Origin of the sequence: Thauera humireducens (assembly GCF_001051995.2) — a bacterium.
GTDB lineage: Bacteria > Pseudomonadota > Gammaproteobacteria > Burkholderiales > Rhodocyclaceae > Thauera > Thauera humireducens.
The window spans coordinates 1,420,643-1,444,603 of the sequence record NZ_CP014646.1 but is presented as its reverse complement, the minus strand read 5'-3'; the positions used below and the strand labels follow the sequence as shown (position 1 = coordinate 1,444,603).

24 protein-coding genes are annotated in these 23,961 nt (G+C 65.5%); 20 read left to right on the top strand and 4 right to left on the bottom strand.

Annotated features, from left to right (window positions below):
• Positions 1-85: 85 nt before the first annotated feature.
• Together uvrB and AC731_RS06850 are read left to right on the top strand one after the other, a co-directional pair.
• Positions 86-2,173: an excinuclease ABC subunit UvrB gene (gene uvrB, locus AC731_RS06855; protein ID WP_048703002.1), complete on the top strand. Its 2,088-nt coding sequence runs from the start codon at positions 86-88 to the stop codon at positions 2,171-2,173.
• A 15-nt stretch (positions 2,174-2,188) separates the two neighbouring features.
• A complete protein-coding gene (locus AC731_RS06850) occupies positions 2,189-2,659 on the top strand; it encodes a low molecular weight protein-tyrosine-phosphatase (RefSeq protein WP_048703005.1) in 471 nt (156 codons plus the stop codon).
• Positions 2,660-2,753: 94 nt separating this feature from the next.
• On the opposite strand, the gene AC731_RS06845 is transcribed toward AC731_RS06850, so the two are convergent.
• Positions 2,754-5,765 (bottom strand): Rne/Rng family ribonuclease, encoded by a 3,012-nt coding sequence (locus AC731_RS06845; RefSeq protein ID WP_048703007.1) that lies wholly within the window; start codon positions 5,763-5,765, stop codon positions 2,754-2,756.
• Positions 5,766-6,210: 445 nt separating this feature from the next.
• Between AC731_RS06845 and AC731_RS06840 the strand changes: the two genes are divergently transcribed.
• A complete protein-coding gene (locus AC731_RS06840) occupies positions 6,211-7,170 on the top strand; it encodes an RluA family pseudouridine synthase (protein WP_038011188.1) in 960 nt (319 codons plus the stop codon).
• Complete coding sequence (locus AC731_RS06835) at positions 7,163-7,819, top strand: HAD-IA family hydrolase (RefSeq protein WP_048703009.1); 657 nt, start codon at positions 7,163-7,165, stop codon at positions 7,817-7,819. Before AC731_RS06840 ends, AC731_RS06835 begins: the two co-directional genes overlap by 8 nt.
• Positions 7,820-7,834: 15 nt before the next feature.
• On the opposite strand, the gene AC731_RS06830 is transcribed toward AC731_RS06835, so the two are convergent.
• Together AC731_RS06830 and AC731_RS06825 are read right to left on the bottom strand one after the other, a co-directional pair.
• A complete protein-coding gene (locus tag AC731_RS06830; RefSeq protein WP_048703012.1) occupies positions 7,835-8,581 on the bottom strand; it encodes an SAM-dependent methyltransferase in 747 nt (248 codons plus the stop codon).
• A complete protein-coding gene (locus AC731_RS06825; RefSeq protein WP_048703015.1) occupies positions 8,578-9,153 on the bottom strand; it encodes a Maf family protein in 576 nt (191 codons plus the stop codon). The genes AC731_RS06830 and AC731_RS06825 overlap by 4 nt, the downstream gene beginning before the upstream one ends.
• Positions 9,154-9,260: 107 nt before the next feature.
• Between AC731_RS06825 and AC731_RS19510 the strand changes: the two genes are divergently transcribed.
• From AC731_RS19510 to AC731_RS06780, 9 genes are all read left to right on the top strand, one after another.
• Entirely contained in the window at positions 9,261-9,791 is a 531-nt protein-coding gene (locus AC731_RS19510; protein ID WP_082794266.1) for a YceD family protein, read from the top strand.
• A gap of 30 nt (positions 9,792-9,821) precedes the next feature.
• Positions 9,822-10,001: a 50S ribosomal protein L32 gene (gene rpmF, locus AC731_RS06815; protein ID WP_004255959.1), complete on the top strand. Its 180-nt coding sequence runs from the start codon at positions 9,822-9,824 to the stop codon at positions 9,999-10,001.
• Positions 10,002-10,103: 102 nt separating this feature from the next.
• Entirely contained in the window at positions 10,104-11,120 is a 1,017-nt protein-coding gene (gene plsX / locus AC731_RS06810) for a phosphate acyltransferase PlsX (RefSeq protein WP_048703158.1), read from the top strand.
• Complete coding sequence (locus tag AC731_RS06805; RefSeq protein WP_048703021.1) at positions 11,117-12,082, top strand: beta-ketoacyl-ACP synthase III; 966 nt, start codon at positions 11,117-11,119, stop codon at positions 12,080-12,082. The genes plsX and AC731_RS06805 overlap by 4 nt, the downstream gene beginning before the upstream one ends.
• Before the next feature lie 36 nt (positions 12,083-12,118).
• Positions 12,119-13,048, top strand: a complete 930-nt coding sequence (fabD, locus tag AC731_RS06800; RefSeq protein ID WP_048703023.1) for an ACP S-malonyltransferase — start codon at positions 12,119-12,121, stop codon at positions 13,046-13,048.
• Positions 13,049-13,051: 3 nt separating this feature from the next.
• Entirely contained in the window at positions 13,052-13,801 is a 750-nt protein-coding gene (gene fabG, locus AC731_RS06795) for a 3-oxoacyl-ACP reductase FabG (protein ID WP_048703024.1), read from the top strand.
• Positions 13,802-13,891: 90 nt separating this feature from the next.
• Positions 13,892-14,131, top strand: coding sequence for an acyl carrier protein (gene acpP / locus AC731_RS06790; protein WP_004255952.1), 240 nt, complete (start codon positions 13,892-13,894; stop codon positions 14,129-14,131).
• A gap of 90 nt (positions 14,132-14,221) precedes the next feature.
• The gene (gene fabF, locus AC731_RS06785; protein WP_048703027.1) at positions 14,222-15,457 is read left to right on the top strand and encodes a beta-ketoacyl-ACP synthase II; all 1,236 of its coding nucleotides are present in this window, start codon (positions 14,222-14,224) and stop codon (positions 15,455-15,457) included.
• A gap of 24 nt (positions 15,458-15,481) precedes the next feature.
• Positions 15,482-15,967, top strand: a complete 486-nt coding sequence (locus tag AC731_RS06780) for a protein YgfX (protein WP_156480665.1) — start codon at positions 15,482-15,484, stop codon at positions 15,965-15,967.
• Positions 15,968-15,971: 4 nt separating this feature from the next.
• Here AC731_RS06780 and nadB read toward each other — a convergent pair whose 3' ends face one another.
• Positions 15,972-17,567 (bottom strand): L-aspartate oxidase, encoded by a 1,596-nt coding sequence (gene nadB / locus AC731_RS06775; protein WP_048703032.1) that lies wholly within the window; start codon positions 17,565-17,567, stop codon positions 15,972-15,974.
• Between the two features lie 237 nt (positions 17,568-17,804).
• On the opposite strand from nadB, the gene rpoE reads away from it, so the two are divergent.
• The 7 genes from rpoE (at position 17,805) to lepA (ending at position 23,953) form a co-directional block, all read left to right on the top strand.
• Positions 17,805-18,404, top strand: coding sequence for an RNA polymerase sigma factor RpoE (gene rpoE / locus AC731_RS06770; RefSeq protein ID WP_004255947.1), 600 nt, complete (start codon positions 17,805-17,807; stop codon positions 18,402-18,404).
• An 8-nt stretch (positions 18,405-18,412) separates the two neighbouring features.
• Complete coding sequence (locus tag AC731_RS06765) at positions 18,413-18,970, top strand: sigma-E factor negative regulatory protein (protein WP_004255945.1); 558 nt, start codon at positions 18,413-18,415, stop codon at positions 18,968-18,970.
• Entirely contained in the window at positions 18,967-19,935 is a 969-nt protein-coding gene (locus AC731_RS06760; protein ID WP_038011139.1) for a MucB/RseB C-terminal domain-containing protein, read from the top strand. The genes AC731_RS06765 and AC731_RS06760 overlap by 4 nt, the downstream gene beginning before the upstream one ends.
• A complete protein-coding gene (locus AC731_RS06755; protein WP_048703041.1) occupies positions 19,935-20,402 on the top strand; it encodes a SoxR reducing system RseC family protein in 468 nt (155 codons plus the stop codon). The genes AC731_RS06760 and AC731_RS06755 overlap by 1 nt, the downstream gene beginning before the upstream one ends.
• Positions 20,399-21,814 (top strand): Do family serine endopeptidase, encoded by a 1,416-nt coding sequence (locus AC731_RS06750; RefSeq protein WP_048703043.1) that lies wholly within the window; start codon positions 20,399-20,401, stop codon positions 21,812-21,814. Before AC731_RS06755 ends, AC731_RS06750 begins: the two co-directional genes overlap by 4 nt.
• Positions 21,811-22,086, top strand: a complete 276-nt coding sequence (locus tag AC731_RS06745) for a glutaredoxin family protein (protein ID WP_048703045.1) — start codon at positions 21,811-21,813, stop codon at positions 22,084-22,086. The genes AC731_RS06750 and AC731_RS06745 overlap by 4 nt, the downstream gene beginning before the upstream one ends.
• 70 nt (positions 22,087-22,156) lie before the next feature.
• On the top strand, positions 22,157-23,953 hold the full coding sequence (gene lepA / locus AC731_RS06740) for a translation elongation factor 4 (RefSeq protein WP_004255934.1): 1,797 nt from the start codon (positions 22,157-22,159) through the stop codon (positions 23,951-23,953).
• Positions 23,954-23,961: the final 8 nt, after the last annotated feature.

Sequence of the window (23,961 nt, the reverse complement as noted above, 5' to 3'; positions counted from 1 at the left end):
CTTGCGGCGCGATTTGGGAAATAATCGACGTTTTCGTCCGGTGCCGCGCGATGGCGATGCACCGGAATAAAGCCGGAATTTTAGCATGACGAGTCAAGGCAATAGCGCCGGAAACGATGCACCGCAGCAAGGCGGGAAGGTGGTCACCTTCGAGGGAAGCCCCTTCCGCCTGCACCAGCCGTTTCCACCTGCCGGCGACCAGCCCGAGGCGATCCGCCTGCTGTGCGAGGGCGTGGAAGATGGCCTGATGTACCAGACCCTGCTCGGCGTGACCGGCTCGGGCAAGACCTACACCATGGCCAACGTCATCGCCCGCATGGGCCGTCCGGCGCTGGTGCTGGCGCCGAACAAGACGCTGGCGGCGCAGTTGTACGCCGAGTTCAAGGAGTTCCTGCCCGAGAACGCGGTCGAGTACTTCGTCAGCTACTACGACTACTATCAGCCCGAGGCCTACGTGCCCTCGCGCGACCTTTTCATCGAGAAGGACTCGTCGATCAACGAGCACATCGAGCAGATGCGGCTCTCCGCCACCAAGAGCCTGATGGAGCGGCGCGACGTGGTGATCGTGGCCACGGTGTCGTGCATCTACGGCATCGGCGACCCGGTCGATTACCACGCGATGATCCTGCACCTGCGCGAAGGCGAGCGCATGGCGCACCGCGACCTCATCCAGCGTCTGGTGGCGATGCAGTACAGCCGCGCCGACATCGACTTTCGTCGCGGCACCTTCCGCGTGCGCGGCGACGTGATCGACGTGTTCCCGGCGGAGAACGCCGAGCTGGCGGTGCGCATCGAGATGTTCGACGACGAGATCGAGCATCTGACGCTGTTCGACCCGCTCACCGGACATCTGAAGCACAAACTGGCGCGCTTCACCGTGTATCCGTCCAGCCACTACGTCACCCCGCGCGCGACGGTGCTGCAGGCGATCGAGGCGATCAAGGAGGAGTTAAAGGAGCGCATCGCCACGTTCCAGCGCGAGGGCAAGCTGGTGGAGGCCCAGCGCATCGAGCAGCGCACCCGCTTCGACCTCGAGATGCTCAACGAGATGGGCTTCTGCAAGGGTATCGAGAACTACTCGCGGCATCTGTCGGGTCGCGGTCCGGGCGAGCCGCCGCCGACCCTGATCGACTATCTGCCGGCCGATGCGCTGCTGTTCATCGACGAGTCTCACGTCGCCATTGGTCAGGTGGGCGGCATGTACAAGGGCGACCGTTCGCGCAAGGAGAACCTGGTCGGCTACGGTTTCCGCCTGCCCTCGGCGCTGGACAACCGCCCGCTGAAGTTCGACGAGTTCGAGCGCCTGATGCCGCAGACCGTGTTCGTCTCCGCCACGCCGGCGAAGTACGAGGAGGAGCACCAGGGCCAGGTGGTGGAGCAGGTGGTGCGACCCACCGGCCTGATCGATCCGGTGGTGGAGGTGCGTCCGGCGATGACGCAGGTGGATGACCTGCTCACCGAGATCAAGAAGCGGCTCGAGGTGAACGAGCGCGTGCTGGTCACCGTGCTGACCAAGCGCATGGCCGAGGACCTGACCGATTACCTCGCCGACAACGGCATCCGCGTGCGCTACCTGCACTCGGACATCGACACGGTGGAACGGGTCGAGATCATCCGCGACCTGCGCCTGGGCGAGTTCGACGTGCTGGTGGGCATCAACCTGCTGCGCGAGGGCCTGGACATCCCCGAAGTGTCATTGGTGACGATCCTCGATGCGGACAAGGAAGGCTTCCTGCGCTCCGAGCGCTCGCTGATCCAGACCATCGGCCGCGCCGCGCGCCATCTGCACGGCACGGCGATCCTCTACGCCGACCGTATCACCGACTCGATGAAGGCGGCCATCGGCGAGACCGAACGTCGCCGGCACAAGCAGATCGCCTTCAACGAGGCCAACGGCATCGTGCCCAAGTCGGTGACCAAGCGCATCAAGGACATCATCGACGGGGTCTATGATTCGGATGGGGCCAAGCGCGATGCCGCCCGCGTGGCCGAGAAGGACGCCGACTATGCGGTGATGGACGAGAAGGCACTGGCGCGGGCAATCAAGCGTCTGGAGAAGGAGATGCAGGAGCACGCCCGCAACCTGGAGTTCGAGAAGGCCGCTGCGGCACGCGACGAGCTGTTCAAGCTCCGTCAGCGCGCATTTGGCGCAGACCAGCACGGCAGCGTTTGAGGAGGAGACGAAGAAATGACGAAGATCCTGTTCGTATGCACGGGCAACATCTGCCGCTCGCCGACGGCCGAGGCGGTGGCGCGGCATTTCATCAGCACGGGCGGGCTGGAGGGCCGGATCGAGGTCGATTCGGCGGGCACGCAGGGTTACCACGTGGGCGAGGCGCCTGATCCGCGCACGCGCAAGGCGGCGCAATTGCGCGGCTACGATCTGTCGGCCTTGCGGGCGCGCAAGCTCGACCCCTTCGACTTCCAGCGCTTCGATCTGCTGTTGGCGATGGATCGCGGGCACCTGGAGACGATGCGCCGCTTGTGTCCCGAGGTCTATCGTCCGCGACTCGGGCTGTTCATGGAGTACGCGCGCAACAGCGAGTACGACGAAGTGCCCGATCCCTACTACGGTGGGCCACGGGGCTTCGATGTGGTGCTGGATATGTGCGAGGACGGCGTGAAGGGGCTGCTGGAGACCGTGACCGCGCGTGCTTGAGCCGTCGCTGCCTGGCGTCATGCCGCCAGCGGGCCGACCATGAAAAAGGCCATCCTTGCGGATGGCCTTCTTGTTTGCGCAGTGCGCGAGACGCTTACTTGTTGGTCTCGACCTGCTGCAGCGGTTCCTCGGCGATGACCGGGGCCGGGCGCGGCTTGCGACCCAGGCGCACGGTCTGTTCCGGTGCGCCGGTGCCGAATGCGGCACGCTTGGACGGATCGGTCTCGATCATGATCAGGCCGCTTTCGGTCGGCGTCGTCGGCAGTTCGATCGGTGCGCTCGGCGCCAGCCTGGCTTCGGCCTCGCTTGCCGCCGCAGGGGCTTCTTCGGGCGCCTGCGCGGCAACCGCACGCTCGATCAGCGTGGGCGCTTCCGCAGTGATGGCCGGCTCGGTCTCGACAGAAGTCACTTCGGCAGGCACCTCGGTTTCCGCGGCGACTTCGGTCTCGAGCTTCACCGGTGCCGGCGCGGCCTCGACCGACTCCTCTGCAGCGACCTCGACGGTCACCGCTTCGGCAACCGGCAGGGGCAGCGCAGCGGCTTCTTCGGCTGTGGCGGTTGGCTCGACCTCGGCCGGCTCGGCAGTGACCGTTGCGGCCACGATGGCTTCCTCGGTCACGGCAACCGGCGCGGCTTCGACCGCGGCAGCCGGGAAGGGCTCGGCGGCGGGCTCTTCGACGCGTGCCTGCTCAGTCGTCGGCGCAGGCGTCTCGACGGGCTCGACCGCCGCGACCGGGGTCGCCTCGATCTGAACGGGGACTGCTTCGGCGGCAGTGGCTTCAGCCTCGGGTGCCAGCTCCGCAGCTTCGCCCGCCAGCGCTTCTTCGGTGGCGACGCTGGTGCCAGCGGCCTGGGCTTCGCCGGAGCGGCGACCGCGACCACGGCCGCGGCGGCGGCGCTTCTCGCTGGGCGCGCCGTCTTCGCCTGCGGTCGGCTCGACGACAGCTGCTTCGGCGCTGACCGCGACCTCGGCTGCAACAACCGGCGCTGCGGCCTTCAGCAAGGCCTCGTTGCTCTCCGTTGCAGCGACCTCGACGGCGCGCTCCGCGTCCTCGGCACGCTGGCCGCGCTGACCGCGACCGCGACGGCCTTCGCCGCGCTCCTGACGTTCGCCCCGTTCCGGACGCTCGCCCCGTTCCGGACGCTCGCCGCGTTCGGTCCTCTCGGCTTTCTCGGTCTGGACGGCACGTTGCGGCTTCTCGCTGCCTTCGGTGCGCTCCTGGCGCTCGCCGCGCTGGCCGCGTCCGCTCTGGGGCTCGCCATCGCGTTCGCCGCGGCGGCCCCGGTTGCCATTGCCGCGACGGCCTTCGCCGTTGCGTTCGTTGCGACCGCGGCCGTCACGCTTCGGCGCGGTTTCGACCACCGGCTCGGCGACGGGTTCGGCAGCCTGCGGCTTGCCGCCGGTGAACCAGCTCATGATGCGGGCGAGCAAGCCCTTCTGCACCGGTGCGACAGGCGCTTCCGCGGCAACGGGCGCAGGTGCGGCGACCGGAGCCGGCTGCGCGGGGGCGATGCCCTTCACCGCGGCCTCCTGGCGGGCCGGGCGCTCGTTGGCCTTGGACGGCAGGCGCTCCTCCTCCTCGGCGGGCTTCTGCACCATCTGGTAGCTGGCCAGCGCGATGTCCTCGGCGTTCAGCTGGTCGTGGCGCAGGCGGATGATCTCGTGCGCCGGCGTTTCCAGATGACGGTTCGGTACGATGATGAGTTGCACCTTGTGGCGCATCTCGATGCGGGCGATATCGACGCGCTTCTCGTTGAGCAGGAAGGTGGCGACGTCGACCGGCACCTGCAGGTGCACCGCGCCGGTGTTCTCCTTCATCGCTTCCTCTTCGAGGATGCGCACGATGTGCAGCGCGGAAGATTCGGTGCTGCGGATGTGGCCGGTGCCGTTGCAGCGCGGGCAGGTGATGTAGCTGGTTTCGGCCAGCGCCGGGCGCAGGCGCTGACGCGACAGCTCGAGCAGGCCGAAGCGGCTGATCTTGCCGGTCTGCACGCGGGCGCGGTCGTGGCGCAGCGCGTCGCGCAGGCGGTTCTCGACCTCGCGCTGGTTCTTCTGCGACTCCATGTCGATGAAGTCGATGACGATCAGGCCGCCCAGGTCGCGCAGGCGCAGCTGGCGGGCGATCTCGTCGGCGGCCTCGCAGTTGGTGCGGAAGGCGGTTTCCTCGATGTCCGAGCCCTTGGTGGCGCGACCCGAGTTGACGTCGATCGACACCAGCGCTTCGGTGTGGTCAATGACCACGGCGCCGCCTGAGGGCAGTCCGACCTGGCGCGAGTAGGCCGATTCGATCTGGTGCTCGATCTGGAAGCGCGAGAACAGCGGCACGTCGTCGCTGTAGCGCTTCACGCGGCTGACGTTGCCCGGCATGACGTGGGCCATGAACTGGCGTGCCTGCTCATAGACGTCATCGGTGTCGATGAGGATCTCGCCGATGTCGGGCTGGAAGTAGTCGCGGATCGCGCGGATCACCAGGCTGCCTTCCTGGTAGATCAGGAAGGCGCCGTTCTGGCCCTGCGCGGCGCCTTCGATGGCGCGCCACAGCTGCATCAGGTAGTTGAGGTCCCACTCGAGCTCTTCGGCGCTGCGGCCGATGGCAGCGGTGCGGGCGATCAGGCTCATGCCCTGCGGCACGTCGAGCTGGTCCATGATCTCGCGCAGTTCGGCGCGCTCGTCGCCCTCGACGCGGCGCGATACGCCACCGCCGCGCGGGTTGTTGGGCATCAGCACCAGATAACGGCCAGCCAGCGAGATGTAGGTGGTGAGCGCCGCGCCCTTGTTGCCGCGTTCGTCCTTCTCGACCTGGACGATCAGCTCCTGGCCTTCCCTCAGCGCTTCCTTGATGGAGGCCTTGCCGGCGTCAACGCCAGGCTGGAAGTAGGAGCGGGAGATTTCCTTGAAGGGCAGGAAGCCATGGCGCTCGGCGCCATAGTCGACGAAAGCCGCTTCGAGGCTGGGCTCGATGCGGGTGATGACCGCCTTGTAGATGTTGCTCTTGCGTTCTTCTTTTGCGGCCGATTCGATATCGAGGTCGATCAGTTTCTGACCATCCACGATCGCGACGCGCAGTTCTTCGGCCTGCGTCGCATTGAAAAGCATGCGCTTCATTTGGATCGTTCTCCCGCGTCAAAAGCACGGGCAGGACGAACGGCGCGCACCATCGCGCTTTCCGGGTTCAGGAGCGATTGGGTAGGGCTTCTGCTGTCATCCGGTGGGTTTGTCGGGCTGTGATGGGTCGGCTGGTCGATATTCTCTTGCTCCCGCCGGCGCGCCGGGTAGGGCGGCCGGGCCGGAGCATTTGATCCTGCAAGTGCGAGTAACGCGTCAATATCCAACCCTGAGGCTGGATGGGTGTATCGAAGTTGGCGATTGCGTTACCATCGGCGCCTTTTTCGGCTTTGGATGGCACGCAGCGGTGACGCCGGGAGCGCTCTTCAGGGCTCATCGCCAGCAGTCTGCCGTCGTCGATCGGTATCGGCGTTTTGACGCACGAAACCTCGACGTGATGCACTTGGCTGGCAGCGACCGGGTCAACCGCCCGAAAGTATATTTCATGACGACTATCGAAGGCAAAAGCATTGCGGTAAGACACGAGCGTATCGACGAGGCTTCGGCCGGTCAGCGCATCGACAATTACCTGCTGCGCGTCGCCAAGGGCGTGCCCAAGAGCCACATCTATCGCATCCTGCGCAGCGGCGAGGTGCGCGTGAATGGCGGGCGGGTGCAGCAGACCTACCGTCTGGCGGAAGGCGATGAGGTGCGCATTCCGCCCATCCGCGTTGCCGAGCCGACCCGCAGCGCGCCCGCGCCCGCGGGCAAGCCCTTGCCCGTGGTGTTCGAGGACGAAGCGCTGATCGTCATCGACAAGCCGGCGGGCAAGGCGGTGCATGGCGGTAGCGGCGTGAGCTATGGCGTGATCGAGCAGTTGCGCGTGCAGCGTCCGGAGGTGCGCATGCTCGAGCTTGCGCACCGCCTCGACCGCGAGACATCGGGCCTGCTGATCGTGGCGAAGAAGCGCTCGGCGCTGACCGCGCTGCACGACATGATGCGCGAGGGGCGCATCGAGAAGCGTTACCTGACGCTGGTGCCCGGGCGCTGGAACAATCCGCTGCAGCACGTGAAGGTGGCGCTGCACAAGTACCTGACCGGGGACGGCGAGCGGCGCGTGCGGGTCAGCGACGAGGGCAAGCCTGCGCACAGCATCGTCCGTCTCGTGCAGCGTTGGCGCGACTACAGCCTGCTCGAGGTCGAGCTCAAGACCGGCCGTACTCACCAGATCCGCGTGCATCTGGCGCATCTGGGCTTCCCGCTGTGCGGTGACGACAAGTACGGTGACTTCGCGCTCAACAAGCGGCTCGAAGGCGAGGGGCTGAAGCGCATGTTCCTGCATGCGGCGAAGCTGAAGTTCGCCCACCCGCTGACGGGCGAGGCCCTGTCCTTCGAGGCGCCGCTGCCTGAGGAGCTGCAGGGCTTCGTCGATCGGCTGGGCGCACCGGAGAAGAGCCATGGCTGAGCGTTTCGATCTGATCGTGTTCGACTGGGACGGCACGCTGATGGATTCTGCCACGGCCATCGTGCATGCGATCCAGGCTTCGTGCCGCGATCTCGGTCTGCCCGAGCCGTCGGACGAGCGTGCGCGCTACGTGATCGGACTGGGCCTCGGCGATGCCCTGCGTCACGCCGTCCCCGAGCTGCGCGAGTCCGACTATCCGCGCATGATCGAGCGCTACCGCCACCATTATCTTTCGCGCGACCACGAGCTCACGCTTTTCGACGGTGTCGAGGCGCTGCTCGCCGAACTGGCCGCTCGCGGCAGGATGCTCGGCGTGGCGACCGGCAAGAGCCGGGCGGGGCTGGACCGCGTGCTGGGCAACACCGGGCTGGGCGTGCATTTCCATGCCACCCGCTGCGCCGACGAGTGCTTCTCCAAGCCGCATCCGGCGATGCTCGACGAGTTGATGGACGAGCTTGGCGTGATGCCCGAGCACACGCTGATGGTGGGCGATACGACTCACGACCTGCAGATGGCGAAGAATGCGGGTGTCGCTGCGCTGGGGGTCAGCTTCGGGGCGCATCCGCGTGCCGCACTCGAGGCGGAGTCGCCGCTGGCCTGCGTGCCGACGCCTGGCGACATGGTGCGCTGGCTGCTCGGCCGCGCCTGAGCGGCGCGTCGGCCTTCAGGCGAGCAGCAGGAACAGGCTGGGGCGCTTTGCGAGTGCGGGATGTCCGGTCTTCTTCCAGTCGCGCACGCTGCGGGTCTGGAGCAGTTCGCCGGCCGTGCTGAGGTCGCAGGCCACGCACACGCGCGTTTCCGGCTTCAGCGTTTTCAGCAGGGCGTCGAACATCCGCTCGTTGCGGTACGGCGTCTCGATGAAGATCTGCGTGCGTCCTAGCTTGCGCGACTCGTCTTCGAGCGCGCGCAGCGTGGTGTCGCGTTCGGCTTCGTTCACCGGCAGGTAGCCGTGAAAAGCGAAGCTCTGGCCGTTGAGCCCCGAGCCCATCAGGCCGAGCAGAATCGACGACGGGCCGACTAGCGGCGCAACGAGGATGCCGAGCGCGTGGGCGCGGGCGACGAGGCGTGCGCCAGGGTCGGCGACGGCCGGACAGCCGGCGTCGGACATCAGGCCGATGTCGTGGCCCTCGAGCGCGGGGGCGAGCAGGGCGTCGAACTCGGCGTCTCTTGCGCTGGCAGGGTCGCCCGGGAGTTCGCGGATATCGGTGTCGCGCAGCGGGTGCGGATAGTCGAGCTGCTTCAGGTGGGCGCGCGCCGCGCGTGCCGTCTCCACGACGAAGTGGTGGAGCCTGGCTGTGATTGCCTGGGCCTGGGCGGGCAGGAAGCTGTCCCAGGGGGTGTCACCGAGGGCGACAGGCACCAGGAAAAGTGTGCCGCGCTCGGCGGGGTGGTGTTGGGGCTGGGCGCTCACGGCAGTTCGACGCCTTCGGCGCGCAGCATCCGGCACAGTGCGATCAGCGGCAGGCCGATCAGTGCGGTCGGATCGTCGCCGGACAGCGCGTCGAGCAGGGCGATGCCGAGGCCTTCGGACTTCGCGCTGCCGGCGCAGTCGAGCGGGCGCTCCTTGGCGACGTAGCGCCGGATCTCGTCGTCGCCCAGCGTACGAAATCGCACCGAGGTTGGGACGCCCTCGACCTGTATGTGGCCGCTGCGGGTGTTGAGCAGGGCGAGGGCGGTATGAAAGATCACCGTCTGGCCGCTCATGCGCTGCAATTGCTCGACCGCACGGGCTTCCGTGCCAGGCTTGCCGAAGACTTCATTGCCCATGTGAGCGACCTGATCGCTGCCGATGATCAGTGCGTCCGGCCAGTCACGGGCGACCGCGCGCGCCTTCTCAGCTGCGAGCCGTTCCGCAGTGGCAGCGGGCGTCTCGCCGGGGAGTGGGGTTTCGTCGGTGTCCGGACGAGCGACGGCGAATGGAATGGTCAGGCGTTCGAGCAGCGTCCGCCGGTAGGCGGAAGTGGAGGCGAGGACGAGCTTCATCGGGCGGGTGGGTGGCGAGTGCGACGGAGGTGCGGGAGCCGGGTAAGGCGGCGCGCTGCATGACGGCTTTGACACAAAGCCAGAAAAAATAATATCATGCACGGCTTATGTCGCAACAAAGCGCATCGTTCGGTAAGATTGCCGACCCGTTCCGTTTCGCCGCTGACGCACGAACCTTGCAGGGTGAGGTGGCGGTGGCGAAGTTGTCGCGCCTGACGGATTCTCTAGTCAGTAGCGAGGGGGCGATCAGCTGGTCGGTGGAAGGCTCGACAGTCGAAGGTGTGGTGTCCGGTCAGTCAGACCCCCGCCTGAAACTCAGTCTTGCCGGCACGCTCAATCTTCGCTGCCAGCGCTGTCTTGGTGGTCTCGACTGGGTGCTGGCGGTGGAAACCGTGTTGCAGCCGGTGCGGGTCGGGCAACCGATTCCGGACGAGGAACTCGAGGACGACGAGGTCGACGCGATCGAGATCGAAGGAGAACTCGATTTGCTCGCGCTGATCGAGGACGAAATCCTCCTGGCGTTGCCGATTGCGCCGCGACACGAACAATGTGAAGCGCCCCGGGGTGGTAATGGGGCGAATGAAGAATCGCCTTTCGCTGCGCTGGCGTCGCTGCGAGGCAGTCATCGCGCAGACTAGGCGCATTTAATTTGTATCAGGAGCATTTTCATGGCCGTCCAACAGAACAAGAAGTCCCCGTCGAAGCGTGGCATGCACCGCGCCCACGATTTCCTTACCGCCCCGGCGCTGGCCATCGAGCCGACCACGGGTGAAGTCCACCTGCGTCACCACGTCAGCCCGAGCGGCGTGTACCGTGGCAAGAAGGTCATGAAGGCCAAGGGCGAGTAATTCCGCCTCTCGAGCGCGAGGGCGGCGCATGGCGCAATGCGCCTGCGCCGCTTTTTTTCCGCGTTCCTTTTTCAATCACCGTCTGAATCACGCGAGATGCCGATGGGTGTCACCATTGCGATCGACTGCATGGGTGGCGATCACGGCCCGGTCGTGACCGTGCCTGCTGCGCTGTCCTTCCTGCGCAGCCATCCTGATGCAAATGTAATTCTCGTCGGTCGGGAAGAGGCGATCCAGCCCCATCTCGGCACGGCTGTTTCCGAATTCGGAACACGGATCCGTCTTCACCCGGCGTCCGAAGTCGTCACCATGGACGACCCACCCGCCATCGCCATGCGCAACAAGAAGGACTCTTCGATGCGCGTCGCAATGGATCTGGTCAAGGCGGGCGAGGCCTGTGCCGCCGTCTCGGCCGGCAACACCGGCGCGCTGATGGCGATCTCGCGTTTCGTCCTCAAGACCTTGCCGGGTGTCGACCGTCCGGCGATCGCGACCGTACTGCCCTCGATGAAGGGGCATACCTATGTGCTCGATCTCGGTGCCAACGTCGATTGCACGGCCGAGCATCTGCTCCAGTTCGGCGTCATGGGCTCGTCGCTGGTCGCCGCCATCGAACACAAGGAGCGACCCAGCGTCGGTCTGCTCAACATTGGCGAAGAGGCCATCAAGGGCAACGACGTCGTCAAGGAGGCGGGCGAGCTGTTGCGCGCCAGTGGTCTCAACTTCTACGGCAACGTCGAGGGTGACGACATCTACGAAGGCACGGTCGACGTGGTGGTCTGCGATGGTTTCGTCGGCAATGTCGCGCTGAAGACCTCCGAAGGTCTGGCACAGATGCTGGGCGCCTTCCTGAAGCAGGAGTTCAGCCGGTCACTGCTGACCAAGCTGATGGCGGTCGTGGCCTTGCCGGTGCTCAAGCGCTTCAAGAAGCGCGTCGATCACCGCCTGTACAACGGTGCGCCGCTGCTTGGCCTGCGCGGCGTGGTGCTCAAGAGCCACGGTTCGGCCGACGCGGTTGCCTTCGGCAACGCCCTGTCGCGCGCGGCCGATGCGGCCTCCAATCGACTCATCGAGCGCATTTCCGAAAGGATGGCGAACATGAACGAGGTAAAAGCATGATCTACGCAAGGATCGCGGGGACCGGGAGCTATCTGCCCGGCAATCCGGTGAGCAACGACGATCTCGTCGCGCGCGGCATCGATACCTCGGACGAGTGGATCGTCAGCCGTTCGGGTATTCGCAGCCGCCATCTGGCTGCGGCCGACGTGGGGGCCAGCGATCTGGCGCGCATCGCGGCCGAGCGGGCGATCGAGGCGGCCGGCTGCGAGGCCGAGGACATCGACCTGATCATCGTCGCGACCTCGACCCCCGATTACATCTTCCCGAGCACGGCGGCGCTGGTGCAGGCCAAGCTCGGCATCCGCAATGGTGGCGCGGCCTTCGACGTGCAGGCGGTGTGCAGCGGCTTCGTCTATGCGCTGACCGTTGCCGAGAAGTTCATCCGCTCGGGCAGCCACAAGCGGGCCCTGGTGATCGGCGCCGAGGTGTTCTCGCGCATCCTCGACTGGTCTGACCGCGCGACCTGCGTGCTGTTCGGTGACGGTGCCGGCGCAGTGGTGCTGGAGGCGTCCGAGCAGCCGGGCATCCGCGCCTCGGCGCTGCATGCGGACGGCAGCCATCATCCGATCCTGTGCGTGCCCGGCGGCGTGGCTTCCGGCCAGATCATCGGCGATCCCTTCCTGCGCATGGATGGCCAGGCGGTGTTCAAGTTTGCTGTCAAGGTGCTCGGCGACGTCGCCCACGAGGTGCTGGAGCTGGCGGGTGAGACCGCCGACAGTGTCGACTGGCTCGTCCCGCACCAGGCCAACATCCGCATCATCCAGGCCACGGCCAAGCGGCTGGGCCTGTCGATGGACAAGGTCATCACCACGCTCGACCACCATGGCAACACGTCGGCTGCGTCGATTCCGCTGGCGCTGGACGAGGCCGTGCGCAGCGGCCAGCTGCGCGCAGGACAGCGTGTCGTCATTGAGGGCGTTGGCGGCGGCTTTACCTGGGGCGCAGCCCTGATCGATTTCTGAATCTTCAATTTCATTTCTGACCACCGGAGAGCAGGCATGGCATTTGCGCTGGTTTTTCCCGGGCAGGGTTCGCAGTCGGTGGGCATGATGGCCGCCTATGGCGAATCTGCAGTGATTCGTGAAACCTTCGTCGAAGCGTCCGACGCGCTGGGTGAGGATCTGTGGGCCATGGTGTGCGATGGTCCGGCCGAGCGCCTTGCGCTGACCGTCAACACGCAGCCACTGATGTTGACCGCAGGGGTTGCGGCCTACCGCGCTTGGCTCGCGGCGGGCGGCCCCAAGCCGGCCCTGGTGGCCGGTCACAGCCTTGGTGAGTATTCGGCGCTGGTCGCCGCGGGCGCCATGGCGTTCGGCGACGCCGTGCCGCTGGTGCGCTTCCGCGCGCAGGCAATGCAGGAGGCCGTGCCCGCTGGCGAGGGTGCGATGGCTGCGGTGATGGGGCTCGAGGCCGATGCGGTACGCGAGGCCTGTGCAGAGGCTGCGCAAGGCGAGGTGGTCGAGGCCGCCAACCTGAATGCACCGGGGCAGATCGTCATCGCGGGCGCCAAGGCCGCGGTGGAGCGTGCGGGCGAGATCGCCAAGCTCAAGGGCGCCAAGCGCGCTGTTCTGCTGCCGGTGTCGGCGCCTTTCCACTGTGCGCTGATGCGTCCGGCCGCAGAGCGTTTGGCGGAGCGCCTGGCGGGCGTTGCCATCGTCAAGCCGGAGATCGACGTCATCAACAACGTGGATGTCGCTGTCTATGATGATCCGGAAAAGATCCGCGATGCACTGGTACGCCAGGCCTATTCGCCGGTGCGCTGGATCGAGCTGGTCCAGGCAATGGCAGCGCGTGGCATGACTCACGTGATCGAGTGCGGGCCGGGCAAGGTCCTGGCGGGCATGACCAAGCGTATTGCGAAGGAAGTGGAAGGCGGTTCGGCGCACGATGCGGCGAGCCTCGAGCAGTCGATTGCGGCGGTGAGGTAAGGAATGAGTTTTTCGCTTGAAGGACAGGTCGCGCTGGTCACTGGCGCATCGCGCGGCATCGGTCGGGCCGTTGCGCTGGAACTGGGCCGTCTCGGCGCGACGGTCGTCGGTACCGCCACTTCGGAATCCGGCGCGGCCGATATCGAGAAGGCGCTGCTCGAAGCCGGCTGCAAGGGCGCGGGCATGGCCTTGAACGTGACTGACGCCGAAGCCTGTGATGCCCTGGTCGGCGACATCGAGAAGCGTTTCGGCGCAATCGGCATCCTGGTCAATAATGCCGGGATCACGCGCGACAACCTCGCGATGCGGATGAAGGACGAGGAGTGGGATGCGGTGATCGACGCCAACCTGCGCGCCGTTTTCCGCATGAGCAAGCTGGTGATGCGCGGGATGATGAAGGCGCGCACCGGGCGGATCATCAACATCACCTCGGTGGTGGCCAGTGCCGGCAATCCGGGGCAGGCCAACTATGCGGCAGCGAAGGCCGGCGTGGCGGGCATGACGCGTGCGCTGGCGCGCGAACTGGGCAGCCGCAACATCACGGTCAACTGCGTGGCACCCGGTTTCATCGACACCGACATGACGCGTGCGCTACCCGAGACGGCGCGTGACGCGCTGCTCGGCAACATTGCACTTGGACGCCTCGGGCGTCCGGAAGAGATTGCGGGCGCTGTTGCGTTCCTTGCGTCGCCTGCCGCTGCCTACGTGACGGGGACCACCCTGCACGTGAATGGCGGCATGTACATGTCCTGACCGACGGTCAGGATAGCGGTTCAGCCGGCTTTTGGTAGAATACGCCGGCTTTTTCAATACACCCGTTACCCTCTGGGAAGGAGTTAGTTCATGGAGAACATCGAACAGCGCGTCAAAAAGATCGTCGCTGAGCAACTTGGCGTGAACGAATCGGAGATCAAGATCGAGTCTTCGTTCGTCGATGATCTTGGCGCGGATTCGCTGGACACCGTGGAGCTGGTCATGGCCCTCGAAGAAGAATTCGAGTGCGAAATCCCGGACGAAGAGGCCGAGAAGATCACCACCGTCCAGCAGGCGATTGACTACGTCAACGCCCATCTCAAGAAGTAATTCGCTTCCTTGAGTTCCTGCGGTCCGGATGCCGCGTGAGCGGTATCCGGACTTCTCGTATTTTCTTCATTGATTTCAACGGAGTTGCCCGTGTCGCGTCGTAGAGTCGTCGTCACCGGTCTGGGTCTTATTTCGCCGGTCGGCAATACTGTTCCCGATGCTTGGGAAAACCTGATTGCCGGCAAGAGCGGCATTGGTCCGATCACCCGATTCGACGCAAGTGCCTTCGCCGCCCGTATCGCGGGCGAGGTGAAGAACTTCGACGTCACCGAATACCTGTCCGCCAAGGACGCGCGCCGCATGGATGTCTTCATCCACTACGGCATGGCCGCGGGCATTCAGGCGATCCGCGACTCCGGCATCGAGGTCAATGAATCCAACGCCGATCGCATCGGCGTCAACATCGGTTCCGGTATCGGCGGCCTGCCGATGATCGAGGATACGCACGACGACTTCCTCGGCGGCGGTCCGCGCAAGATTTCGCCCTTTTTCATTCCGGGCACCATCATCAACATGATCTCCGGCAACCTGTCGATCATGTTCGGCATGAAGGGGCCCAACATCTCGGTGGTGACCGCGTGTACCACCGGTCTGCACGCGATTGGTTTGAGCGCGCGCATGATCGAGTACGGCGACGCCGACGTGATGGTGTGCGGCGGCGCCGAGTCCACGGTGACGAACCTGGCGATTGGCGGGTTCGCGTCCGCCAAGGCACTTTCGACCCGCAATGACGATCCGGCTACCGCGAGCCGTCCTTGGGACAAGGACCGCGACGGCTTCGTGCTGGGCGAGGGCGCGGGTGTCATGGTGATCGAGGAGTATGAGCACGCCGTTCGCCGTGGCGCGAAGATCTACGCCGAGCTCGCCGGTTTCGGCATGAGCGGCGACGCCTACCACATGACGGCGCCCGATACCGACGGGCCGCGCCGCAGCATGGTCAATGCCATGAAGAATGCAGGTGTGAACCCGGATCAGGTCCACTACCTGAACGCGCACGGCACCTCGACGCCGCTGGGCGACAAGAACGAGACCGAAGCCATCAAGCTCGCCTTCGGCGTCGATGCGGCGAAGAAGCTGGTCGTCAATTCGACCAAGTCGATGACCGGCCATCTGCTCGGCGGTGCCGGTGGCGTGGAGTCGGTGTTCACGGTGCTGGCGGTCCATAACCAGATCTCGCCGCCGACGATCAACATCTTCGAGCAGGATCCGGAGTGTGACCTGGACTACTGCGCCAACGTGGCCCGTCCGATGAAGATCGACGTGGCGCTGAAGAACAACTTCGGCTTTGGCGGCACCAACGGCACGCTGGTCTTCCGTCGCGTCTGATCGCGGGCGGGGCATGGGTTTGCCATGCACTTCCCGCTGACGATCGCGCTGCGCCCTTCGAGGCGCGTGATGGCGTCAATCCTGGCTCTGCATTGCGGGGCGGGATTGGCGCTTTTTCACGTGCCAGCCTTGTCGATGGTGCAGGACGGGGCCTGGTTCTCGGCCTCGCGCCTGCTGGCGGTCGCCGCATGGACTGCGCTGCTGTTGTCGCTGGGGCGTGCATTGAAGGCCGAGCGGGACAAGGGCGGCATGCGGCTGACCTTGCATGGTAATGGCCTGGTCAGCCGCAAGGATGCTACCGATGCGGCTCCATACGCGGTTGCAGGAGGCGGCGTCGATCTCGGCTGGGCGGTGTGGCTGCCGTTGGCCGACGCGAACGGAGCAGTCGGCCCGGGTCGCGGCCGTGTACGGGAGCGCTTGATGCTTTCGCGGGCCAACGTGGCGCCGTCGCACTGGCGGCTCTTGCGGATCTGGCTCCGCCACAAGGCCGCCCCGGTCGACGACGCGTGAGGGGTCAGCGACGTCCGCGCTTGCGTGGCGGGCGCAGAATGGTCTCGCGGGCGCGCGGGAGCAAGTCGGGGAAATCGCGCGAATGATGCAGGCCGCGACTTTCCTTGCGCTTGAGCGCGCAGCCGACGATGAGGTCTGCCGTCACCACCAGGTTACGCAATTCGATCAGGTCGTTGCTGACGCGGAAGTTCGAATAGAACTCGTGGATCTCGCGTTGCAGCATCCGGATGCGATGCTGTGCGCGTTTCAGGCGCTTTGTCGTGCGCACGATGCCGACGTAGTCCCACATTGCGCGGCGCAACTCGGCCCAGTTGTGCGAGATCACGACTTCCTCGTCGGCGTCGGTCACCCGGCTTTCGTCCCAGTCGGGCAGTACCGGAGAGGACTGGCGCGGCTTGGTCAGGATGTCCTGCGCCGCTGCCTCGCCGAAGACGAGGCATTCGAGCAGCGAATTGCTTGCGAGGCGGTTGGCGCCGTGCAGGCCAGTGAAGGCGGATTCGCCGACTGCGTACAGCCCGGGTACGTCGGTACGTGCCGAGAGGTCGGTGACGATGCCGCCGCAGGAGTAGTGCGCGGCGGGTACGACCGGGATCGGCTCTTTCGTGATGTCGATACCCAGCTCCAGGCAGCGTGCGTGGATGTTCGGGAAGTGCGAGCGTAGCCAATCCGCCGGCTTGTGGCTGATGTCGAGATACACGCAGTCGATGCCGCGCTTCTTCATCTCGAAGTCGATCGCGCGCGCGACGATGTCGCGCGGCGCGAGTTCCTCGCGCGGGTCGTGCTCGGGCATGAAGCGGGTGCCGTCGGGCAGCTTCAGCAGCCCACCTTCGCCGCGCACGGCCTCCGAGATGAGGAAGGACTTCGCCTGGGGGTGGTACAGGCAGGTCGGGTGGAACTGGATGAACTCCATGTTCGCGACGCGGCAGCCCGCGCGCCAGGCCATCGCCACGCCGTCGCCGGTGGCGACGTCCGGATTGGTGGTGTACAGGTAGACCTTGCCCGTGCCGCCGGTGGCGAGCACGGTGCTGCGCGCGGCGAAGGTCACGACCTCGTCGGCCTCGATGTCGAGCACGTAGGCGCCAAGACAGCCTGCACCCGGCTGACCGACCTTGTCGCCAAGGACCAGGTCGATGGCGATGTGGTGCTCGTAGATGTCGATGTTCGGGTGCGCGCGTACCTGGGCCGAAAGCGTGGTTTGCACGGCGGCGCCGGTTGCGTCGGCAGCGTGGATGATCCGGCGGTGCGAGTGCCCGCCCTCCCGGGTGAGGTGATAGCCCAGCTGGGAGTCGGCCTCGCGCGTGAAGGGCACGCCGCGATCGATCAGCCATTCGATGGCGCGCTTGCCGTTCTCGACCACGAAGCGCGTCGCAACCGGGTCACACAGGCCGGCGCCGGCGGTGAAGGTGTCCTGGATGTGCGCTTCGATGCTGTCGGTGGTGTCGAGCACCGCGGCGATGCCGCCCTGCGCCCAGTTGCTGGCACTGTCGGAGAGTTCGCGCTTGGTGACGAGAGCGACCTTGAGGCATTCCGCGAGCCGGAGAGCCATCGATTGCCCCGCGGCGCCGCTGCCAAGAATGAGTACGTCGTACTGTTTCAGCAAGATGTCGCCCTAGCTCAGGATAAAAACGCAAAAATATAGCACGCACGCCCGTGCTTACGGGATTGTGGCCTGTGCAGGCAGGGTTGTCGCGGACCGGGAGGAAGACCTCGCTGGCGTATGAACTAATCGCACAGGGTCGTGTCTGTGCCTGTGTCTTCTATTTTTGGTTAGTGCAGGGGTGCTCGCATATAATCCGGACGCTTTGTCATTTGAATTTCCGGAAAGTACGAACACTCCATGACCGATCGTGAAATCGATCAGCAACTCGTCGAGCGCGTGCAGCGCGGCGACAAGCAGGCTTTCGGCTTGCTGGTATCCAAGTACCAGCGCAAGCTCAATCGCCTGCTGTCCAGACTGATCCGCGATCCAGCCGAAGTTGAAGACGTGGCGCAGGAAACCTTCATTAAGGCTTACCGTGCGCTGGGTTCGTTCCGCGGGGACAGTGCGTTCTACACGTGGTTGTACCGGATCGGTATCAACACGGCCAAGAACTACCTCGTATCCCAGGGACGAAGGGCACCGACTTCAACGAGTTTCGACTCGGAAGAAGCGGAAACCTTCGAAGATGGTGACCAGCTGCGCGACATCAACACGCCCGAGCGGTTGATGATGACGCGACAGATCGGGGAAACCGTCGACGATGCGATGGCAGCTCTACCCGAGGAGCTGCGGACTGCCATCATGCTGCGCGAGCTGGAGGGCCTCAGCTACGAGGAGATCGCCAACATCATGGAGTGCCCGATCGGTACGGTGCGCTCGCGGATCTTCCGCGCGCGTGAAGCGATTGCAGAGCGCCTGCGGCCGTTGCTGGATACGGCGCCGGACAAACGTTGGTAGGTGTAGGCATGAAGGACAAACTCTCGGCCCTGATCGATGGTGATCTCGACGAACAGGCAATGCGACCGATTTTCGAAGGCTTGCGCCGGGATGAGACGCTGCGCCGCGACTGGGATGCGTACTGCCTGATTGGCGATGCCATCCGAGGCGAGCGAGCGGGTTCGGTCGGCTTTGTCGATCGCGTGATGGCAGGGCTGGAGGACGAGCCGACGGTACTGGCTCCGGCTGCGTTCGCCGGCAGTGCCTCGGGCAGTGGCCTGTGGCACAAGCTGATGCCCATCGCAGCTTCGGTGATGGGCGTTGCGGCCGTCGGGCTCGTGGCTGCCACGCTTTATTCGCAGGAAGACCCCGTGCCTGCGACGATTGCGGTGCAGCGGGTCGCAGCGCCCCCGGTTGTTGCCAGCAGTGGCTCGTCCGCCGTTACGGTGTCGCGCGTGCAGGGGCTGGCGGACGATCCGATGCGCGAGTACGTCTTCGCCCATCAAGGCGTCAGCGGCGGTCCGATGCCGGCCGCCGTGCAGTACGTCAGAACCGTTTCGGCGCAGCCCGAGGGCTCGGGTCGATGAGGGGTTTCGCCGCAGTTCTGGGGGTGTGCGCGCTCTTGCTGCAGGGGCCCGCATTCGCGGAAACGCCAGCGGACCCCCTGGCCTGGATGGGGCGCATCGCGACAGCCGGGCAACGACTCAACTACGTTGGGACGTTCATGTACCAGTCGGGCAGCCATGTCGAAACCTCCCGCATCGCGCATCGGGTCGACGCCAGCGGTGAGCACGAGCGGCTCGAAGTGCTGGACGGGAGTCCGCGAGAGGTCATTCGATCGGGCAACGAGGTCCGGTGTGTCCTGCCCGACCAGCGTACCGTGATCATCGACGAATCCGCCGGTCGCAGGGCTTTCCCGGCGCGTCTGCCGGTTTCACCCGTGGGGCTGGCCGAGAGCTACCGGATCCGCAAGGGTGAGGTTGGCCGGGTCGCCGGGCTCGAGGCTCAGGCGCTCATCCTCGAGCCGCGCGACGATCTGCGCTACGGTCATACCTTGTGGGCCGAGATGCAGTCGGGGCTGCTGTTGAAGGCGCGCACGGTCAACGAAGCAGGTCAGGTCATCGAGCAGTTCGCCTTCAGCGATGTCCGCATCGGCGGCGACATCGATGCCCAGTTGCTGAAGCCGCGCTTTGACGACGTCGATGGCTGGCGTGTCGTGAACGCCCGGGGCAGTGAACTTTCCAAGGCCGAGAGCGGCTGGACGGTGGCTGCGGCACCTCCGGGATATGCGCTGACCTCGGTGATGCGCCGACCGCTGGGACCCGAGCGCGGGCAGGCGGTTCATATGGTCTTCAGTGACGGACTTGCCTCGGTGTCGGTCTTCATCGAGCCGATGGGCGATGGCGCGCAGGTCGGGCTCGGGCCGCTGGCCAGTGGTGCAATCAATATCTACAAACGTTCCGTGAATGGTCATCTGGTCACGGCGCTTGGCGAAGTGCCCGAGCGCGCGGTCAGGATCATCGGCGACGCCATCCAGCCTGCCGGACAGTGATGCAGGCTCAGGCGCAGGTGTTGCAGGTGGAGCCGGGGCGGGTGCGCCTGCGGGTCTCGAATGCCGGCGGAGGCTGCGGACGGTGCGATGAGCCGGGTGGCTGTCGCTCGGTTCAGATCACTCAGGCGTTCGGCTTGCCCACGGCGGAGTTCTGGCTGCCGAGCGAGCTCGTTCTGGCCCCGGGCGATCGGGTGCTGATCGCCATCCCGGATGGTGGAGCCCTCAAGGCGGCCATGGCGAGTTACGGTCTGGGCGCCGTGCTGCTCCTGCTTGGGGCGGCTGCCGGGGTGGCGTTATCGGGCGAAGGCCCGGTCGATGCGGCGGCGGCAGTCGGTGGCGCGCTCGGGCTCGGGTTCGCGTACGGCCTCAATCGCCTGTTGTTCCGCAGCCGCAGCTGGCGCACCCAGCTCCAGATGAAGCTCGCTCCCGAGGCTGCATGCCTTCATTCGTTCGAGGAATCGCGATGAGTCTTTCCGTCATTCGACGGCTGTGGATGGTGGTCGGACTTGCGCTGTGGCTGCCGGCTGCGATCGCCGCGTCGCTGCCCGACTTTACCGCGCTGGTGGAGCGTCAGGGCGCCGCTGTGGTGAACATCAGTACGACGCAGGAGCGCAGCGAGCGGGCGCAGTTGCCGTTCCCGAACCTGGACGAGTCGGACCCGATGTTCGACTTCTTCCGCAAGTTCATTCCGAAGCATCCGGAGTTTCCCGGCTCGGATCCCGACAACCAGTCGCTGGGCTCCGGTTTCATCATCAGCGACGATGGTTACATCCTGACGAATGCGCACGTGGTCGAGGAGGCCGAGGAGATTCTCGTGCGCCTTGCCGACAAGCGCGAGTTCAGCGCGCGCGTCATCGGTGCAGACGTGCGCAGTGACGTCGCGCTGATCAAGATCGAGGCGACGGGGCTGCCGCGTGTGACGCAGGGCGACCCCGAGCGCTTGAAGGTCGGTGAATGGGTGGTCGCGATCGGGTCGCCGTTCGGGTTCGACCAGTCGGTCACCGCGGGGATCGTCAGTGCGAAGGGGCGCTCGTTGCCCGACGAGAACTTCGTGCCTTTCATCCAGACCGACGTGGCGATCAATCCTGGCAACTCGGGTGGGCCGCTCTTCAACCTGAGGGGTGAGGTGGTCGGCATCAACTCGCAGATCTACAGCCGGACGGGGGGCTTCATGGGCCTGTCGTTCGCGATTCCGATCGACGTGGCGATGGACGTGCAGCGGCAGTTGCGGACAAAGGGCCGCGTGCAGCGCGGCCGGATCGGCGTGGCGATCCAGGAGGTCACCCGCGATCTGGCCGACGGCTTCGGTCTGCCGCGGGCGTCGGGTGCGCTGGTCAGTTCGGTCGAGCCGGACAGCCCGGCGGCGCAGGGGGGTATCCAGCAGGGCGACGTGATCGTCCGCTTCGCGGGCCGCGAGGTCGGGGCGTCTAACGACCTGCCGCGCATCGTCGCGGCGGTGCAGCCCGGTACGAGCGTGCCGGTCGATGTCTATCGCGCGGGCACCTTGCAGAACCTGAAGCTCACTGTGGGCGAGTGGCAGGATCCAAAGCAGCCTGCAGTGTCGGCCAACGGTTCGCGCTCGGCAGTGGCGCCGAACCGGCTCGGGCTGGTGCTGGCGCCGCCGACTGCGGCGCAGCGGCGCGATCAGGGGCTGTCCGAAGGCTTGGTTGTGCAGCGCTCGCAAGGGGCGGCTGCGCGGGCGGAGGTTCGCCAGGGCGACGTGGTACTGGCCGCCGTGGTCAGCGGACGGCAGGTGCGCCTGAACTCGGTGGCCGACTTCGACCGCTTCGTCGGTGGGCTTGAGGCCGGACAACAGGTGACGCTGCTGGTGCGGCGCGGCGAGGCGACCTCCTACGTCAGCCTGAGGGCGGGCAAGTGAGCGCAGTCGCGGCCGAGCGCACGTTTACGGTGCTGAGCCGTGAGTGGTGTCACCTCTGCCATGACCTGGTCGCCGCGCTCGAGCCGATTGCCACCGAGTATGGCTGGAAGATCGAGGTCATCGACGTTGATCGGCATCCGGAGCTCGAGGCGCGTTGGGACGAACTGGTGCCGGTGCTGCTGCACGGCGAGCGCGAGCTGTGCCACTACCACCTCGATGAGGCCGCAGTGCGCGCTTATTGCAGCGGTTTTCCGCTAGAATCGCGAGCCTGACGAGCCTTTTTCAGGCACTTTCCCGAACTCATTCCGAAACGGGTGCTGCGAGGCACCCTTTTCGTTTCGCATGAACCATATCCGAAATTTCTCGATCATCGCCCACATCGACCACGGCAAATCGACCCTGGCCGATCGTCTGATTCACTTCTGCGGCGGTCTGTCCGAGCGCGAGATGGAAGAGCAGGTGCTCGACTCGATGGACATCGAGCGCGAGCGCGGCATCACCATCAAGGCGCAGACGGCGGCACTGAGCTACAAGGCGAAGGACGGCCAAGTCTATAACCTGAACCTCATCGACACCCCGGGTCACGTCGACTTCTCGTATGAGGTCAGCCGCTCGCTCGCAGCCTGTGAAGGTGCGCTGCTGGTCGTGGATGCCTCGCAGGGCGTCGAAGCCCAGACTGTGGCGAACTGCTACACCGCACTCGACCTGAACGTCGAGGTGGTGCCGGTCCTCAACAAGATCGACCTGCCGGCGGCCGACCCTGACAACGCCCGCAGCGAGATCGAGGATGTCATCGGCGTCGATGCGACGGAGGCCGTTCTGTGTTCGGCGAAGACCGGGCTCGGCGTGCAGGACGTGCTCGAGGCGATCGTCGCCCGCATGCCGGCACCGAAGGGCAATCCGGACGGGCCGCTGAAGGCGCTGATCATCGACTCGTGGTTCGACAACTACGTCGGGGTGGTCATGCTGGTGCGCGTGGTCGATGGCGTGCTCAAGCCCAAGGACCGCATCCTGCTGATGTCGTCCGGGGCACAGTACCCTTGCGATCAGGTCGGCGTGTTCACACCGCGCTCGGTTGGACGCGACCAGCTGTGCGCCGGTGAGGTGGGCTTCATCATCGCCGGCATCAAGGAACTCGAGGCGGCCAAGGTCGGTGACACGGTGACGCTGGCCAACAAGCCGGCCGCGGAGCCGCTGCCGGGCTTCAAGGAGATCAAGCCGCAGGTTTTCGCCGGCCTGTATCCGGTGGAGTCGTCCGAATACGACCAGTTGCGCGATTCGCTCGAGAAGCTGCGCCTCAACGACGCCTCGTTGCAGTTCGAGCCCGAAGTCTCGCAGGCGTTGGGTTTCGGCTTCCGCTGCGGCTTCCTCGGCCTGTTGCACATGGACATCGTGCAAGAGCGCCTGGAGCGCGAGTTCGACATGGACCTCATCACCACTGCGCCGACGGTGGTCTACGAGGTGGTGTTGAACAGCGGCGAGATCATTCATGTCGAGAACCCGGCCAAGCTGCCCGAAGTGGGCAAGTACGCGGAGATCCGCGAGCCGATCATCACCGCCACGATCTTCCTGCCGCAGGACTACGTGGGCCCCGTGATCACGCTGTGTAACCAGAAGCGCGGCGTGCAGGTCGACATGCGCTATCACGGCCGTCAGGTGCAGCTGACCTACGACATGCCGATGAACGAAGTCGTCATGGATTTCTTCGACAAGCTGAAGTCCGTTTCGCGTGGCTACGCCTCGCTCGACTACGAGTTCAAGGAGTACCGTGCTGCCGACCTGGTCAAGCTCGACCTGATGGTGGGCGGCGAGAAGGTTGATGCGTTGTCGGTTATCGTGCACCGCGCCAGCGCGCAGTACCGCGGCCGCGAGCTGGCGGCCAAGCTGCGCGGGCTGATTCCGCGCCAGATGTTCGACGTTGCCGTACAGGCCGCGATCGGTTCCCACATCATCGCGCGCGAAACGATCAAGGCGCTGCGCAAGAACGTGCTTGCCAAGTGCTATGGCGGCGACATCTCGCGCAAGAAGAAACTGCTCGAGAAGCAGAAGGAAGGCAAGAAGCGGATGAAGCAGGTCGGCAACGTCGAGATTCCGCAGGAAGCTTTCCTCGCCGTACTGCGTACCGACGAGAGCAAGTGACCGAACGC

What these genes read in the sequence shown, in the direction of transcription:
- uvrB (WP_048703002.1), top strand. Translation starts at nt 86, where the DNA reads ATGACGAGTCAAGGCAATAGCGCCGGAAACGATGCACCGCAGCAAGGC.
- AC731_RS06850 (WP_048703005.1), top strand. Translation starts at nt 2,189, where the DNA reads ATGACGAAGATCCTGTTCGTATGCACGGGCAACATCTGCCGCTCGCCG.
- AC731_RS06845 (WP_048703007.1), bottom strand. Translation starts at nt 5,765, where the DNA reads ATGAAGCGCATGCTTTTCAATGCGACGCAGGCCGAAGAACTGCGCGTC.
- AC731_RS06840 (WP_038011188.1), top strand. Translation starts at nt 6,211, where the DNA reads ATGACGACTATCGAAGGCAAAAGCATTGCGGTAAGACACGAGCGTATC.
- AC731_RS06835 (WP_048703009.1), top strand. Translation starts at nt 7,163, where the DNA reads ATGGCTGAGCGTTTCGATCTGATCGTGTTCGACTGGGACGGCACGCTG.
- AC731_RS06825 (WP_048703015.1), bottom strand. Translation starts at nt 9,153, where the DNA reads ATGAAGCTCGTCCTCGCCTCCACTTCCGCCTACCGGCGGACGCTGCTC.
- AC731_RS19510 (WP_082794266.1), top strand. Translation starts at nt 9,261, where the DNA reads ATGTCGCAACAAAGCGCATCGTTCGGTAAGATTGCCGACCCGTTCCGT.
- rpmF (WP_004255959.1), top strand. Translation starts at nt 9,822, where the DNA reads ATGGCCGTCCAACAGAACAAGAAGTCCCCGTCGAAGCGTGGCATGCAC.
- plsX (WP_048703158.1), top strand. Translation starts at nt 10,104, where the DNA reads ATGGGTGTCACCATTGCGATCGACTGCATGGGTGGCGATCACGGCCCG.
- AC731_RS06805 (WP_048703021.1), top strand. Translation starts at nt 11,117, where the DNA reads ATGATCTACGCAAGGATCGCGGGGACCGGGAGCTATCTGCCCGGCAAT.
- fabD (WP_048703023.1), top strand. Translation starts at nt 12,119, where the DNA reads ATGGCATTTGCGCTGGTTTTTCCCGGGCAGGGTTCGCAGTCGGTGGGC.
- fabG (WP_048703024.1), top strand. Translation starts at nt 13,052, where the DNA reads ATGAGTTTTTCGCTTGAAGGACAGGTCGCGCTGGTCACTGGCGCATCG.
- acpP (WP_004255952.1), top strand. Translation starts at nt 13,892, where the DNA reads ATGGAGAACATCGAACAGCGCGTCAAAAAGATCGTCGCTGAGCAACTT.
- AC731_RS06780 (WP_156480665.1), top strand. Translation starts at nt 15,482, where the DNA reads ATGCACTTCCCGCTGACGATCGCGCTGCGCCCTTCGAGGCGCGTGATG.
- rpoE (WP_004255947.1), top strand. Translation starts at nt 17,805, where the DNA reads ATGACCGATCGTGAAATCGATCAGCAACTCGTCGAGCGCGTGCAGCGC.
- AC731_RS06765 (WP_004255945.1), top strand. Translation starts at nt 18,413, where the DNA reads ATGAAGGACAAACTCTCGGCCCTGATCGATGGTGATCTCGACGAACAG.
- AC731_RS06760 (WP_038011139.1), top strand. Translation starts at nt 18,967, where the DNA reads ATGAGGGGTTTCGCCGCAGTTCTGGGGGTGTGCGCGCTCTTGCTGCAG.
- AC731_RS06755 (WP_048703041.1), top strand. Translation starts at nt 19,935, where the DNA reads ATGCAGGCTCAGGCGCAGGTGTTGCAGGTGGAGCCGGGGCGGGTGCGC.
- AC731_RS06750 (WP_048703043.1), top strand. Translation starts at nt 20,399, where the DNA reads ATGAGTCTTTCCGTCATTCGACGGCTGTGGATGGTGGTCGGACTTGCG.
- lepA (WP_004255934.1), top strand. Translation starts at nt 22,157, where the DNA reads ATGAACCATATCCGAAATTTCTCGATCATCGCCCACATCGACCACGGC.